Here is a 15058-nt window from a genome sequence, read left to right on the forward strand (position 1 = left end):
GAACTGCATCACAAACGAAGGACCAACACGTCAGATAAGCCGCTTCTGGCCCTTGGGATGGTTCAGAACGACCTGCTTGACCCGCTCAATCCAGGTGGAGCGGGCGCCCGGTTCCAGGCGCTCGTGGGGCAGGGACCGCTCCTCCAGCAGCCTGTCCACCAACTGGTCCACAGCCTGGGCGAAGAACGCATCCGTGTCCCGCACGCCATCCGCGGCGAGTTGCCCGCTGAAGGGCACCTTGAAGAGCAGGTCGTAGCTCTTCATCCAGTGGTGCATGAACCGCTCGATGGGCAGCTGGCGGCCGGAGGCCAGCATCATGTAGGCGTAGTTGTCCAAGACGCTGCGGTCGCAGACCAGGACATCATGCTGGCTGCCCGAGCGGATCTCCTCGGCCATCTGGGTGAGGAAGATCCAGGTCTGCGCCTCCAGGGAGGTCTTCTGGTTGATGGGCAGGGGCGACAGCCGTGCCACCTCCTTCACGATGTCCACGTGGACGCCCTCCCGCTTGAGGGCTGCTGCCAGCTCGTAGCAGAGGGTGGTCTTGCCGACCCCGTGGGTGCCAATGAATGCGACTTTCATCCACCCAGTATCCAGGGGATGACCCTGAGGACGGGTGTGCCCTTGGTCACCCTTGCAAGCCAATCAGCTCTGGTCCGGCGCGGCGCGTCGGGCCAGCATCTCCCTTCGAAGGTCCTGGGCGCAATCCGGGCATACACCGTGGGTAAACGTGGCTTCGGTATGTTCGGAGATGTAGGTCTCCATCTGGTTCCAGTAGCCCTGGTCATCTCGGATCTTCTTGCAGTGGCCACAAATGGGCAGCAGGCCCTTGAGGTTCTTTACCTCAGTCAGGGCCTGGGTCAGATCCTGGATCAGATGATCGCGCTCAGCTTGAGAGTCCATCTGCTTCCGCCAGGTGGAGCGGGCCATCCAGGCCAGGACCAGGGAGAGGGACACCAGCCCCAGCGCCGCCGAACCCGAGAGTAGCGCCTCCCGATACCAGGTCTGGAGATACTCCGACTCGGCGAGCCCGACCAGGATGTAGAAAGGCGGATTCGACATCCTTCGGAAGGTGTAGGTTCGGATCTGCCGATCCAACACCGAGCTGGTGCTGAAATGGCTGACCTGCCTCGCCGACTTGACCGCTTCCAGATAGTCACCGGAAATCCGGGTATCTCCAATGAGCTTGTCCTGGTCGTTGGTGGTGGGATACCTAGCCAATAGCTCCAGGTCCTTGCCCCTAAGGGAGATGGACCCATGCTTCCCAATGTTCACCTGGGCCAGCTCCCGAGTCAGCTGTTCAAGGGTGACCGTGGCGAAGATGACCCCCCGGAAGACACCGGCCGGGCGCTCCATCCGACGGGCCAGGGTGATAACCCAGGCGCCGCCAGCTCCGTCTCTGGAGGGATGGGAGATGTACAGGCTCGCCTGAGGTGTCTGCTCCAGATGTTTGAAGAAGGACCTCTGGGAGAGGTCCACCTGGGCGTGGTTGTCGCTGCCGTCGAGTGGCACCAGCCGGCCCCTGGCGTCCGTGGTGCGCAGGGAATCCAGCAAGGCCATCCTGGAGAATTGGGATTTCAGGTGGGCTTCGATTCCGGCTGCGTTCGGAGGCAGGTCGGTCCGCTCCGCTTCATCCTTGACGGACATCAGCACGAGGTCGATCTGGCGGATGGAGGCCAGCAGATACTGTTCCAGAACCTGGGCCAGGTTGTCCGTGGTCTCTCCCGCGTGGACTACGTATTGACGCCGGCTGTTGGCCAGGGTCCAGCCGGCCAGACCCATGACCAGCAAGTCGAAGACCAGCAGCGCGAGGAGCAGTGGTCGCAGTTGGAAGCGCGAGGCTCCTGTGGGGGGGTGGTCAGTCATCAGGCTTCCATCGGTTGGGGTGGGTCCTGGGTTCCCATCGACTGAGGTCGGCCACGAGGTGAGTCCCGAGGCTCAGAGCAGGCTGGTGCCGTCCATGGCGTTGGGCTGATCCAGCCCGAACAGCTTCAGGAGCGTGGGAGCCACATCGCTGAGGGCTCCACCGCTGCGGAGCTGACCGGCCTCGAACCCTTTGGCGACCAGCACCGCGGGAACGGGGTTCAGGGTGTGGGCCGTATGGGGGTTGCCGTCCTCGGCCCGCATGCACTCGCAGTTGCCGTGGTCCGCCGTGATGAACAGGGCGCCCCCCATGGCCAGGGTGGCCGCCGCGATTCGTCCCACGGCGGTGTCCACGGCCTCGCAGGCGGTGATGGCGGCCGCCAGATCGCCCGTATGGCCGATCATGTCGGGATTGGCCAGGTTGCAGACCAATAGGCGGTAGTCGCCGGATCGGATGGCCGCTTCCAGGCCCTGACTGACCTCGGCGAGGCTCATCTCGGGCTGCAGGTCATAGGTGGCCACCTTGGGGGAGGGAACCAGGCGCCGCTCCTCTCCCTCGAAGGGCTCCTCCCGTCCGCCGTTAAAGAAATAAGTGACGTGGGCGTATTTCTCGGTCTCGGCCGTGCGGAACTGCTTCCAGCCCCGGGCGCTGACCAGTTCCCCGAGGATGAGGTCGAGGCTCTGGGGCGGGTAGGCCACCGAGACGAATGGATCCAGCTCCACGTCGTAGGCCGTGAAGGTGACCAGCTTCACGGCGGGGCGGCGCTTCGGGGCGAACCCGGAGAAGGCCGGATGCACCAGGGCGTGGCACAGCTGCCGGGCCCGGTCCGCCCGGAAGTTGAAGAAGAGGACGCCATCGCCATCGGCGAAGGGATGGAAGGCGTCCAGGCGGGTGGGGGCGATGAACTCGTCGGTCTCGCCCCGGCCGTAGGCGGCGGTGATGGCCGCCAGGGCGTCCTGGGCGGAGTGGGCCGCCTCGCCGTCCACGTAGAGCTTCCAGGCCTGCTCGGTGCGCTCCCAGCGCTTGTCGCGGTCCATGGCGGTGTAGCGACCACAGACCGAGCCGATGGTCACGAGCGGCGTATCCCGGAGCTGGAAGCCGAGCCACTGGAGGAAGCCGTCAGCACTCTTCTGGCCCGTGTCGCGGCCGTCCGTGATGGCGTGGATGGTGGTGGGAATACCTTCCGCCTGGGCCCATTGGGCCAGGGCCACCAGGTGGTTCTGGTGGCTGTGGACGCCGCCATCGCTCACCAGCCCCAGCAGGTGCAGACGCTTGCCGGTGGCCTTGAGCTCCGCCAGGAGGCTGCCGATGGGGGCATTCTCGCGGAAGCCGCCCCGCCGGATGGCGGCATCGATGCGGGTGAGCTCCTGCCAGACCACGCGGCCGGCCCCAAGGTTCATGTGGCCCACCTCGGAGTTGCCGAACTGGCCCTCGGGCAGGCCCACGGCTTCGCCACTGGTCTGCAACTGGGTGGTGGCGTAGGTCTTTCGCAGGGCGTTGAATCGGGGCATGGCGGCCATGAAGGTCGCATCGAAGGCGTTGCGGGGGCCGTCGCCGAAGCCGTCGAGGATGAGCAGGGTGACGGGGCCTTGGATCATGGGCTGGCTCATCGCTTTCTCGCGGTCCGCTGTTTGGCTTTCAGCCCCTTGGGAAGATCCTCCGGCACGAACCCGATGGGGCGCTCGGCCTGGGCCTCCTCCCCCTCGCCTTGGATGGACTTGAGGACGAGGTCGAGTTTCTGCTCCAGGGCGGAGACCCGGGCGGACAGCTCGGCCTGGGAGGTGAGTACGTGCCGGGCTTCCGCGAAAGCGGGCAGTAGGGCCAAGAGGGCGGGCTCCTTCTCCGGCAGCAGACCCGTCAGGAGGGCGGCGCCCGCTTCGGTGAAAGCCAGGACCGGGGCATCCGGGATCCTCTCTCGCTCCTTGGCTGTGAGGGGGAAGACCAGGGACTCGTGGAATCGCTGTGGATGAGACTGGACCAGGGCCGTGAGGGACTTGGCGTCCAGGCCGATCTGTTCGGCCAGAACCCGGTCCGGCAGGGCGGCGGTGTCGCGGATCCAGAGCAGACGGGACAGAACCTCGACGGGAGCGCTCACGGCACCTGTTCCCCGTGAGGGTGGGACAGCAGGTAGAGCACGGCCATGCGGACCGGCACGCCATTGGTGACCTGGTCGAGGATGAGGTTGTTCGGCCCGTCGGCCACGTCGCTGGTGATCTCCAGGCCCCGGTTGATGGGGCCGGGGTGCAGCACCGCCACGTCCTTCTTGGCCCGCTTCATCCGGGCGGGGTTCAGCTGGAAGAAGCGGCTGTACTCCCCCTGACCTGGGATGTAGGCGCCGGTGCCCCGCTCGAACTGTGCTCGCAGCATCATGATGGCGTCCTGACCCGGGATGACCGCATCGAAGTCGTGGCAGATCTCGATGGAGGGCCAGGTGGCCTTCATCTCCTGGGGCACCAGGGTGGGCGGGCCCACCAGGGTGACCCTGGCGCCCATGCGGGTCAGCAGCCAGAGGTTGGAGCGGACCACACGGCTGTTGCGGATGTCGCCCACGATGGCCACCTTAAGGCCTTCCAGCCTCCCGAAGCGCTTTCGCAGGGTGTAGGCGTCCAGCAGCGCCTGGGTGGGGTGTTCGTGGGCCCCGTCCCCGGCGTTCACGATGCTGGCCTTCATGTGCCTGGAGAGCAGCGTGTGCGCCCCGGGCGCGCTGTGGCGCATGACGATGAGGTCCGGGTGCATGGCCTCCAGGTTCATGGCTGTGTCGATGAGGGTCTCACCCTTGTTCAGGCTGCTGGTGTCCGCATCAAAATTGATGATCTCGGCGGACAGCCGCTTCTCGGCGATCTCGAAACTGTTCCGGGTGCGGGTACTGTTCTCGAAGAAGAGGTTCACCACCAGCTTCTTGCGCAAGGCCGGGACGATCTTGATGCTGGGGCGCTCGCAGACCTCCTCGAAGGCCTGGGCCTGGTCAAGCAGGGCGGTGATGTCCCGGGGGCTGAGGGGCTCGATCCCGAGCAGGTGCTTGTGGGGGAAGACGTAGCGCTCGGAGGTCATCAGCAGGCCTCCACGGTCACGCCATCTTCGCCGTCGATCTCCTTGACCCGGACCGCCACCCGGTGGCCCGGGGGCACTTCGACCCGCAGGCAGGCCAGGTCGGCCTGGATGGGGAATTCCCGGCCACCCCGATCGGCGAGGACCAGCAGCATGACCCGGCGGGGGCGACCGTGATCCAGGAGGGCATCCAGGGCGGCCCGGACGGTCCGCCCGGTGTAGAGGACGTCGTCCACCAGGACGACGGTGCGCTCCTTGAGCGTGAAGGGGATCTCCGTGGGGCGGACGATGGGGCTGCCCACCATCTCGGTCAGGTCATCGCGGTAGAGGGTAATGTCCAGGGAGCCCACGGGGACGGCCGACCCCGTATGGGCTCGCAGGAGGCTGGCGAGCCGTTCGGCCAGGGGGAGCCCCCGGGATCGGATCCCCAGGAGGACGAGCTCCTCCTCTGGACCCACCTGGGCCATCAAATCGGCCGCCAGCTGCTGGAGCGCGACCTCCATCTGGCCGGGGTCCATGGGACAGGGGGCAGCGGGCATGGAACCTCCGGGGTGCGCCCCCTCGGGGCGCGCGCACGGTTTCAAGTCTATCCCAGCCCTGACGGACACCGCACCCTCGGGGCAGGTTTTGCAGGATTCAAGTCGGAATCCCCCCCCTCCGATGCCCCATGTGAGGACGCCCATGAGCAAGGAACGCCGACAGTACCAACGGATTCCCCTGGAAGCCAGCCTGAGCTTCCAGGAACTGAGCTTCCACAAAGGGGATATCCCGGCCACGAGCAGCTATAAGGATGTGTCGGGTGGCGGGTTGCTGGTGGATTCCCCCCGGGCCTACCCCCTGGGCACCCTGCTCAAGCTGGAGCTTCGCGTTCCGGGCTGGGGCCGATACCAGAATCACTTCGGCCCGGTCCAGGACGCCGATGTCCGCCCCCTGGTCGCCCTCGGCATGGTCGTGCGCGTCGAGCAGATGGACGCCGGCGGCTTTGAACTGGGCGTCAAGTTTCAGAACGTCTACCCCGATGACCTTGAAGCCCTCGTGAAGTTCCTGGAGGCCACCGTGCCTCCCCCCTCCCTCTGACCCCAGTCTCACCACCCATTCCAGGAGGCCCCCGTGAAGATCCTCATCGTGGACGATTCCTCGACGATGCGGCGCATCATCATCAACACCCTGTCCCGCATCGGATACACCGATGTGGTCGAGGGTGAGAACGGCAAGAGCGGGCTCGAGAAGCTCGGCCAGGGCGGGGTGGAAATGATCATCACCGACTGGAACATGCCGGAGATGGATGGCCTCGAGTTCGTGAAGACCGTGCGTGGCCAGAATTCGGCCATTCCGATCCTCATGGTGACGACCAATGCTGCCAAGGAGGACATTGTGGAAGCCCTCCAGGCCGGCGTGAACAACTACGTGGTGAAGCCATTCACCCCGGAGACCCTCAAGGAAAAGATCGAGTCCCTCCTCGGGTAGGGAGCAGGCCATGGACCAGTCCGAAATCGACGCCCTCCTCGCCGGAGGCGGAAAAGCCCCCAAGAAGCCGAAGGTGGCCGCGAAAGCGACCCCCCTCGCAGAGCCTGTCCCGGCGCCAGCCTCCTCTGCCTCTGCCGAACCCCACAAGGACGGCGCAGGCCATGTGATCTCCGAGCTGGATACGGTCACCTCGGTCACTGAGCGCGAGTCCAACAAGGTCATGGACCAGCTGGACCAGATCAGCCGGCTCGTGGCCCGCCAGCAGCAGCTCGTCACGGACATGATGCGCCACGAGGGAGCCCAGTCCCCGGGTGTCCAGAAGGCCATCCACGAGGTCATGAGCGCCAGCAAGGAAATCCAGGACAAGGTCTTCGAGGCCATGGACCTGATGCAGTTCCAGGACATCACCCGGCAGAAGCTTGAGCGGATCGTCCACCACCTGCGCCAGATCCACGACTACATCGTGGACCTGCTCGGCACCGGCCTTAAGAGCGACTCGGAGCGGCCCTCGATCAGCCACACCATCGCCCAGACCGGCACCACGCCCGATGAAAACAAGGCCCACGCAGACGCGGTGATCGAGGCCTTCAAGTCTCAGAAGAAGGGGTAAGCCATGGCCGCCCAGTCCACCCAGGCCCACCTCGCCACGGAGCTGGTGCCGTCGGGCCAGCTGGTGACCTTCACCCTGGATGGCGTGGAGTTCGGACTGGACATCGACCGGGTCCAGGAGATCACCCATCGCAGCGACGTGACACCGGTACCCGGAAGCCCCAGCTTCATCCTGGGCGTCATCAACCTCCGCGGCCTCATCATCCCCGTCATCGACAGCCGCATCCGGTTCCACCTGGCCCCCCAGGAACCCACCTCGAAGACCCGCATCATCGTGCTGCGCCTGGCCAGTGGACCGACCGGTCTCCAGGTTGATTCCGTGGCCGAGGTGGTGCGCCTGGAGGATCACACGATCCGCGAGACCCCCCCCCTGGTGGCGGGCATCCGCGCCGAGTACCTGGCCGGCATGGTCACCGTGGGCACACGCCTGATCACCCTGATCCACCTCGAAAAGCTCCTGGAGAGCTCGGAGCTCACCCGACGGGCGGACTTCGATGATCTCGGCATGGCCGGGACCTTCTCGGGGGCCGGGGACGAAGCCGGCGAGACCATCGAGGAGGATGGCCGTCCCTTCGTCACCTTCCGCCTGGGTTCGGAGTCCTTTGGCATCGCCCTCCACGAGGTCGAGGAGATCGTCGAACTGCCGCCCGTCACCAAGGTGCCCGACGCGCCTGACTACGTGCTGGGGGTGATCTGCCTCCGGGACCAAGTGATGCCCCTCGTGGACCTGTCCGAGATCCTCTCCATCCAGCAGGGCGCCCTGGAGCGCAAGCGGGACATGGTGGTGCTGCTCTCCTTCGGGACCGCGAAGATCGGTGTCGTGGTCGATGAGATCCTGGAGATCCTCCGGGTGCAGGATGAACAGGTCCTGCCACCGCCGCAGACCCTTTCCGAGGCCGAGCGGGAGCACCTGGAAGGCATCCTCCTGTTGCCCGGCCGCATGGTGAGCCTCATCAACGTGCTGAAAATCATCACGGGCGACGACCAGGAGAAGATTGCCGCCATGGGCCAAGGCCTCGGCCTGGCCGACACCCGAGTGCAGGAGACCGAACCCAACCTGGAGCTGGTGGTCTTCCGCCTTGGACCGGAAAGCTATGGCCTCCGCCTCCACGAGGTCCGCGAGATCATCATGGTGGGCCAGATCACCCCGGTCCCGCGTGCCCCCCACTTTGTGGATGGTGTGTTGAACCTCCGCGGCGAGGTGATGCCCGTGGTGGACCTGCGCACCCGCTTCGGCCTGGACCGGGTCGAGGCGACCTCCATCTCCAGGATTCTCATCACCAGCATCGGCGGCGTCTTCACCGGCTTGGTGGTGGACGCGGTGGACGAAGTCCGCCCCGTGGACCTGCACCGGTTCGGGCCTCCGCCCTCCGTCACGGCCGTGGGCGCCAACCGGTACATCGAGAAGGTGGCCCGCCTGGACAACGGCATGATCTTCCTGCTTGAGCTCCAGCAGCTGCTGACCGATGCCGAAACCGAGCAGCTCCAGGGCCTGCAGGGCCGGCGGGGTGCGACCAACAGGACGGGTGAGCCATGAGTGATTTCGCCCTTGACGATCCCAGCTTCTACGAGGACTTCCTTGTCGAGGCGCAGGAGCACTTCGAACAGATCGAGACCAACTTCCTGGCCCTTGAGGAGGCGCCGGGCGACCTGGACCTGCTGAACGCCATCTTCCGCAGCGTCCACACGATCAAGGGTGCCGCCGGTTTCCTGGGGCTCCAGAAGGTCCTGGCCCTCGCCCACATTGGCGAGAACGTGCTGGACGACCTGCGCAAATCCAGGATGGAACTCAGCGACCTGGTCATGGAGCTGCTGTTCGAGACCGTGGACATGCTCAAGGTGCTGGTCGATGACGTGCGGGTCCAGGTCAGGAAGCAGGGTGAGGCCGAAGACCCGGATCCCAGCGACCTGATCCGTCGGCTCGAATCCCTGAAGACCGGTGCCGCCCCTCAGGTGGCCGCCAAGTCCGCCGCCCCCAAGGGCGATCTACACCTTCCCAAAAGCCTGGCCGGCGTGAATGCCGCAGGCCGCACGGCGGCCACCGAAGCCCTTGCCGAAGGGAAGGTGGTTCTGGGCATCCACGTTGAGCTGGCCGGGGCGATCTTTGGCACCGCCTTCAATCCCTTCTCCATGTTCCAGATGGTGGAACTGGTGGGCCGTCTGCTCCATCGGCAGATGATTCCCCGGGAGCCCCAGGTGGACCTGGAGTCCTTCGATCCCAAGGTTTTCCACCTGGATCTCGTGATGCTCATCGAGGCCACGGAGCCCATCGAGGAGGTCCGCAAGGTGTTCGGGGCCGTGACAAACGCGGCGATCACCTTCCATCCCCTGAGTCTCAGTGGCGGGCCGGAAGTCGAGTCCGCTGCTGCCGAGGGCGTACCCGCGGCCGAGGACCGGCGCAAGTCGGGTCGACGGAACTCCGACGACAAGGGCACCTCCGACACCATCCGGGTGAGCCAGGCCAAGCTCGAGCAGTTCATGAACATCGTGGCCGAGCTGATCATCAGCAAGACCATGATCAGCCACCTGGTCGAAAGACTGGTGCCCATGGTCAACGGACATCCCGCCTCGGCCGTGGCCAAGGAACTCGCCCACGCCTCTGTGTACCTCGACCACGTCAGCAAGGAGATCCAGGCTTCGGTGCTGGGCATCCGCATGGTCCCCGTGAAGACCATCTTCTCGAAGTTCCCCCGGATGCTCCGCGACCTGGCCAAGAACAGCGGCAAGAAGATCGAGCTCCAGGTGGTGGGCGAGGATACGGAAATCGACAAGAGCATCATCGAGGAACTCGGCGATCCGATGATCCACCTCATCCGCAACAGCGCCGACCACGGCATCGAAACCCCCGAAGCCCGTGTGAAGTCCGGCAAGTCCGAGGTGGGCACCGTGATCCTACGGGCCCGGCACGAGGGCGACAGTGTGGTGGTGGAGATCGAGGATGACGGCAAGGGCATCGACCCGAAGGTCATCCGGGCCAAGGCCGTGGAGAAGGGCCTCATGTCCCAGGAGCGCGCAGATGCGATGCCCGACGATGAGGTGATCGAGCTCATCTTCGCCCCGGGGTTCAGCACCGCGGCCACGGTGACTGACATCTCTGGCCGGGGCGTGGGCATGGACGTGGTCCGTTCCAACGTCCGGAAGCTCAACGGCCGCGTCGGGGTGCGCTCCACCGTGGGCAAAGGCTCCATCTTCACCATCAAGCTGCCCCTCACCCTGGCCATCATCGACGCTCTGCTGGTGAAGAGCGGCAACCAGGTCTTCGCCCTCCCCGGCACTGCCGTGGAGGAGACCCTCATCGTCCCACCGGAAAGCGTGTCCCACCTCACGAGCCGCCAGGCCATCAACCTCCGCGGTGAAGTGCTCGGCGTCTGCCGGCTGAAGCACCTGCTCAAGTCGGCCTCACCCGACAGCGCGGATGAGGCGGACGGCCTCTCCGTGGTGGTGGTGTCGGCCGCCGGCCGGCGCATGGGCATCATCGTGGATACCTTCGTGCGCCGTCAGGAAGTGGTCATCAAGCCCTTGGCCCCCTACCTCGCCAGCCTGCCGGGCATCAGCGGCGCCTCCATCATGGGTGACGGCGGCGTGGTGCTGATCCTGGATCCTGCCGAGTTGCTGCAACTCGCCGTCCAGGAGGCGGTGTGAACCTCGGCTCTGCCCCCGCGCCCCAGGCCCGCGCCCAGGGCCGGGAGGTTGTCCAGCACCGGTTCATGACCTTCTTCCTCAATGACCGGGCCTACGGGCTTCCCCTGGAACACGTGGCTGAGATCACGCCCTTCCGGGAACTGAACAAGCTGCCGCACATGCCACGGTCCGTTGAGGGCATTCTGGACCTCCGGGGCCGGGTGGTGCCCGTGGTGAACCTGCGGGTGCGGATGTCCCTGCCGCCGCTCGATCCATCGAGGACGGGGACCATCCTGGTCTTGGACCTAGCCGGCACGGCCACGGGTCTGCTGGTGGATGCGGTGGACGCGGTGGTGAGCATTCCGGACTCGGATCTGGTCCCGGCCAGCCCACTGCTGGCGGGGCTGGATGGCGCCTGGGTCGAGGGCTTCATCGTCCAGGGAGAGCGGGTGGTGACCCTGCTTGACGCCGCGCTGATCGCCAACCATGGTGCAGGCCGGACCCAGGGCAAGGAGGTGCTGGCCACCCTCAGTCTTGAAGAGCGGCTCGACGATGGCCTGCGGCGCCTCATTGAGATGGCGCCCCCCAAGGAACAGGGCGAGCACCGCGTCATGCCCCAGATCGAATCCTCCATCTCCTATACGGAGCAGGAGATGGCCAAGGTCCTGGAGCGGGTGGAAGCCATGCTGGCTAGCACCGACCGGGTCTTCCAGGGGCTCGGCTACCTCAAGCAGGAGGCCGGGCTGGGGAAGCTCAAGGGTCATGAGCGGGATGTCGCCGAACTGGAACGGTTGAATCAGGAGATGCAGGACATGGTCTTCGCGCTGATTCAGCAGATGCAGTTCCAGGACATCGCCAGGCAGAAGCTGGAACGGGTAATGTCCCACCTCAAGGGTATGCAGGTGGCCATCTCAGGGAAGTTCCGGGCAGCCAAGTAGGGTGGGGGGGCACGTCCCCGAGACTGGAGCCTGTCCCCTTCCCCGGGCACAATGGAGGATTAGCCATTGGAGTCCCCGTGAGCAGCCAGCCCTTCACCGAAGTCCGATTCCTCGCCGGCCTGGTCGGCGAGACCGTCCGGCTGCGGGGCTGGGTGCGCAATGCCCGCACCAGCAAGACCCGGTTCATCGAACTGCGCGATGGCTCGGGCTTTGTCCAGTGCGTGGTGGGTGCCGCTGAGGCCGACCCGGAGAGCTACGAACTGGCGGGAAAGCTCACCCAGGAGGCGGCCATCACGGTGACCGGACTGGTGCAGCAGCACCCCAAGACCGGGCAGCCCGAGTTGCTGGTGAAGGCCCTGGAGCTCATCGGTGGCAGCACGGATTTCCCCATCACTCCCAAGGAGCACGGCACCGAGTTCCTCATGGAGAACCGCCACTTGTGGCTGCGCAGCAAACGCCAATGGGCCATCCTGCGCATCCGCCACACCCTGGTGAAGGGCATCCGCGACTTCTTCGACAGCGATGGCTTCACCCTGCTGGACGCCCCCATCCTCACGCCCAGCGCCTGCGAAGGCACCAGCACGCTCTTCGGGACCGAGTACTTCCACGAGGGCATGGCCTTCCTGAGCCAGTCGGGACAGCTCTACCAGGAGCCCGGCATCGCGGCGTTTGGCAAGACCTACTGCTTCGGCCCCACGTTCCGCGCCGAGAAGAGCAAGACCCGGCGCCACCTCACGGAGTTCTGGATGGTGGAGCCCGAAGTGGCCTTCGCCCACCTCGACGACGTGATGATCCTGGGCGAGCGCATGACCAAGTTCCTCATCCAGCGCGTGCTGGAGGGCCGCCAGGAGGAGCTGAAGATCCTTGAGCGTGACCAGGCGCCGCTGGAGATCGCCCTGAACAACACCTTTGACCGCATGACCTACACCGAGGCGGTGGACAAGCTGAAAACACTTGGCAGCGACATCAACTGGGGCGAGGACTTCGGGAACGACGACGAGACCATCCTCATGAACGCCACCGACAAGCCGCTGTGGGTGCACCGCTTCCCCAAGGCCTTCAAAGCCTTCTACATGGAACCCGATCCCCTGGATGCCCGTCTGGCCCTGGGCGCCGACCTGCTGGCCCCGGAAGGCTATGGCGAGGTCATCGGCGGCGGTGAGCGCGCCTCCAGCCTGCAGTACCTCCTGGAGCAGATCGTCGTACATGAACTGAATCGGGCGGATTACGAGTGGTATCTGGATGTCCGCAAGTACGGCAGTGTCCCCCACGCCGGCTTCGGCATGGGCCTGGAGCGCGCCGTGGCCTGGATCTGCCGGCTGCCGCATGTCCGGGAAACCATTCCCTACCCGCGAATGATGGGCACCCTCAGGCCCTAGTTCCTCAGAGCTGCATCACCACGCCCGGCAGCTTCTGGATGGCCTCCCGCAGCGGCGTCTCGGCCTGGTCGTCGGGCAGGGTCACCCAGAAGGTGTAGCTGATGAAAGCGCCCTTGCAATTGGCTGAGTGCTGCTCGTCGCCATCGGCCTGGGGTCCCAGGTGGGCGATGATGAGGTCCATGACCATGTCGGGGCGCAGCTCCTCCTGCCGCCCGATGATCTTCATGGGGACGCGGCAGGGGTAGGTGATCTCAGGACGACGACAGGCTTCTTCCATCCCGTCATTGTCCACGTCTTTCCTCAATCGCTCAACGCATCGCGTTGAGCGCAGGCATCAGCCGACCTCGATCTCCCGGAGATCCTTCCCCGGCTTGAAGCGGATGCTCTTGCCCTTGGGGATCTGGACGCTGGCGCCGGTCTTGATGTTCCGGCCCATGCCCCGCTTGCGGGGGCGGGGCTCGAAGACGCCGAAGCCACGGATTTCGATGCGATGCCCGTTGAGGAGGGCATCCTTCAGCCGCTCGGTCAGCAGATCCACCACCTGGAGGGCGGTGGCGCGGGAGCAGGGGTGAACCTTCATCAACGAATTGGCGATGTCGATCTTGATCATCAGCAACCTCGGGCCATGGGGTGGGAGAGCCAGAATAGGGGAAGGACGATCAGCGTGCCAGGGTGATTTTCACGTCCGTGGTCGGGGGCATGGCCATGGGCATACCCGGAACCTGGGATTGGACAGTTGGCGCAGAGGGGCCGCCGGACTCCCGGCCCCCGCCCTGGGCGATGGACATGCCGCGCTCCATGTTGGCCTTGGCCAGGTCGGAAGTGGCCATGACGCCTTCCAGGCGGAGCTTGAACTCGCCCACGTTGGTGGCGCGCAGGAGGGCCTCCTCTTCGGTGATGAGTCCCTGCTTGAGCAGGAAGTAGAGGCTCTGGTCGAAGGTCTGCATGCCGTACTGGGCGGTGCCGGAGGAGATGACGTCCTTCAGCATCTTGGTCTTGTCCTTGTCCTCGATGCATGTGCGGACGGACTCGGTGGCCACCATGACCTCCACGGCCGGGACGCGGCCCTGGCCATCGGACCGGGGCACCAGGCGCTGGGAGATGACGCCCTTGAGCACGGCGGCCAGCTGGAGGCGGATCTGCTTCTGATGGTGGGGCGGGAAGACCGAGATGATGCGGTTGATGGTCTCAGTGGCGTCGAGGGTATGGAGGGTGCTGAAGACCAGATGCCCGGTCTCGGCGGCGTGGAGGGCCGTCTCGATGGTCTCCAGGTCGCGCATTTCGCCCACCAGAATGACGTCAGGATCCTGGCGGAGCGCGGCGCGCAGGGCCGAGGAGAAGGTCTTGCAGTCGGCCTCCACCTCGCGCTGGTTCACGATGCTGAGGTTGTCCCGATGCAGGTACTCGATGGGATCCTCGATGGTGAGGATGTGCTCGGTCCGGGTGGCGTTGATGAGGTCGATCATGGCCGCCAGGGTGGTGGACTTGCCGGAGCCCGTGGTGCCGGTCACCAGCACCAGGCCGCGCTGCTCCTGGCAGATGGTCTTCAGTACCTTGGGGAGCATCAGGTCATCGATGGTGTAGATCTTCCGGGGGATGACGCGGAGCACCAGGCCCACGGTCCCCCGCTGGTTGAAGATGTTGCAGCGGAAGCGCCCCAGGCTCGGCACCGAATAGGCGATGTCGATGTCGAAGTTCTCCTTGAACTTCCCCTTCTGCTTGTCGCTGGCCATGATCGCGTAGGCCATGGCGATGGTGTCTTCCTGCACCATCCGCTTGAACTGGGTCATGGGCGTCAGCTTGCCCCGGATGCGGGCGATGGGATGATTGCCGACCTTGAGGTGAAGGTCGCTGGCGCCCTGCTCGCAGACCACGGTGAGCAGTTCGTTGATGTGCATGGTCAACTCCCGGGGGGGTCCGCTTATCTTAGACCCCTCCTGTGACAATGGAAGAGGGTGCGAATAGATCTCGGATATCGTCGCCCGCTCTGGTAAAATCGAGGGTTCTGCCCGGCCTTTGCTTGGCCCCCGTCGCTGTTCCCAAACCCCCCGTCCCCTGAACCTGGAGGACGACATGAGGGGCCGTAACGAAATCACCAGGCAAGCACTGGTGATTTCAAAACGCCCCCTAACCAG

Annotated in this window: 16 protein-coding genes; 7 read left to right on the top strand and 9 right to left on the bottom strand. The window is 65.3% G+C overall.

The features are described 5' to 3' along the window. Positions 1–30: 30 nt before the first annotated feature. From WAS25_RS12565 to pyrR, 6 genes are all read right to left on the bottom strand, one after another. Positions 31–579: an AAA family ATPase gene (locus WAS25_RS12565; protein ID WP_422312600.1), complete on the bottom strand. Its 549-nt coding sequence runs from the start codon at positions 577–579 to the stop codon at positions 31–33. A 63-nt stretch (positions 580–642) separates the two neighbouring features. Then, a complete protein-coding gene (locus WAS25_RS12570) occupies positions 643–1863 on the bottom strand; it encodes a hypothetical protein (protein WP_422312602.1) in 1221 nt (406 codons plus the stop codon). A 72-nt stretch (positions 1864–1935) separates the two neighbouring features. Continuing rightward, positions 1936–3459, bottom strand: a complete 1524-nt coding sequence (gene gpmI, locus WAS25_RS12575; protein ID WP_422312604.1) for a 2,3-bisphosphoglycerate-independent phosphoglycerate mutase — start codon at positions 3457–3459, stop codon at positions 1936–1938. 8 nt (positions 3460–3467) lie between these two features. After that, a complete protein-coding gene (locus tag WAS25_RS12580; RefSeq protein WP_422312606.1) occupies positions 3468–3956 on the bottom strand; it encodes a hypothetical protein in 489 nt (162 codons plus the stop codon). Next, positions 3953–4912 (bottom strand): aspartate carbamoyltransferase catalytic subunit, encoded by a 960-nt coding sequence (locus tag WAS25_RS12585; protein WP_422312608.1) that lies wholly within the window; start codon positions 4910–4912, stop codon positions 3953–3955. Before WAS25_RS12585 ends, WAS25_RS12580 begins: the two co-directional genes overlap by 4 nt. Further along, positions 4912–5448, bottom strand: coding sequence for a bifunctional pyr operon transcriptional regulator/uracil phosphoribosyltransferase PyrR (gene pyrR, locus WAS25_RS12590; RefSeq protein WP_422312610.1), 537 nt, complete (start codon positions 5446–5448; stop codon positions 4912–4914). The genes WAS25_RS12585 and pyrR overlap by 1 nt, the downstream gene beginning before the upstream one ends. 142 nt (positions 5449–5590) lie before the next feature. Here pyrR and WAS25_RS12595 point away from each other — a divergent pair, with 142 nt between their 5' ends. From WAS25_RS12595 to asnS, 7 genes are all read left to right on the top strand, one after another. Further along, positions 5591–5986: a PilZ domain-containing protein gene (locus tag WAS25_RS12595; RefSeq protein ID WP_422312612.1), complete on the top strand. Its 396-nt coding sequence runs from the start codon at positions 5591–5593 to the stop codon at positions 5984–5986. Between the two features lie 33 nt (positions 5987–6019). Further along, positions 6020–6376: a response regulator gene (locus WAS25_RS12600; protein ID WP_422312614.1), complete on the top strand. Its 357-nt coding sequence runs from the start codon at positions 6020–6022 to the stop codon at positions 6374–6376. A gap of 10 nt (positions 6377–6386) precedes the next feature. Continuing rightward, entirely contained in the window at positions 6387–6986 is a 600-nt protein-coding gene (locus tag WAS25_RS12605) for a hypothetical protein (protein WP_422312616.1), read from the top strand. A 3-nt stretch (positions 6987–6989) separates the two neighbouring features. Continuing rightward, the gene (locus WAS25_RS12610; RefSeq protein WP_422312618.1) at positions 6990–8522 is read left to right on the top strand and encodes a chemotaxis protein CheW; all 1533 of its coding nucleotides are present in this window, start codon (positions 6990–6992) and stop codon (positions 8520–8522) included. Further along, complete coding sequence (locus tag WAS25_RS12615; RefSeq protein ID WP_422312620.1) at positions 8519–10627, top strand: chemotaxis protein CheA; 2109 nt, start codon at positions 8519–8521, stop codon at positions 10625–10627. Before WAS25_RS12610 ends, WAS25_RS12615 begins: the two co-directional genes overlap by 4 nt. After that, positions 10624–11544 carry a chemotaxis protein CheW gene (locus WAS25_RS12620; RefSeq protein WP_422312622.1) on the top strand — a complete coding sequence of 307 codons (921 nt, stop codon included), beginning with the start codon at positions 10624–10626 and terminating at the stop codon, positions 11542–11544. The genes WAS25_RS12615 and WAS25_RS12620 overlap by 4 nt, the downstream gene beginning before the upstream one ends. Positions 11545–11621: 77 nt before the next feature. Further along, positions 11622–12923: an asparagine--tRNA ligase gene (gene asnS, locus WAS25_RS12625; RefSeq protein WP_422312624.1), complete on the top strand. Its 1302-nt coding sequence runs from the start codon at positions 11622–11624 to the stop codon at positions 12921–12923. A gap of 4 nt (positions 12924–12927) precedes the next feature. On the opposite strand, the gene WAS25_RS12630 is transcribed toward asnS, so the two are convergent. From WAS25_RS12630 to WAS25_RS12640, 3 genes are read right to left on the bottom strand one after another with little or no spacing between them, the layout of a single operon-like run. Then, a complete protein-coding gene (locus WAS25_RS12630) occupies positions 12928–13200 on the bottom strand; it encodes a DUF493 family protein (RefSeq protein ID WP_422312626.1) in 273 nt (90 codons plus the stop codon). Positions 13201–13257: 57 nt separating this feature from the next. Next, positions 13258–13533: an HU family DNA-binding protein gene (locus WAS25_RS12635; protein WP_243286548.1), complete on the bottom strand. Its 276-nt coding sequence runs from the start codon at positions 13531–13533 to the stop codon at positions 13258–13260. 49 nt (positions 13534–13582) lie between these two features. Then, the gene (locus tag WAS25_RS12640; RefSeq protein WP_422312629.1) at positions 13583–14821 is read right to left on the bottom strand and encodes a type IV pilus twitching motility protein PilT; all 1239 of its coding nucleotides are present in this window, start codon (positions 14819–14821) and stop codon (positions 13583–13585) included. Positions 14822–15058: the final 237 nt, after the last annotated feature.

The organism is Geothrix sp., assembly GCF_049292215.1.
Taxonomy (GTDB): domain Bacteria; phylum Acidobacteriota; class Holophagae; order Holophagales; family Holophagaceae; genus Geothrix.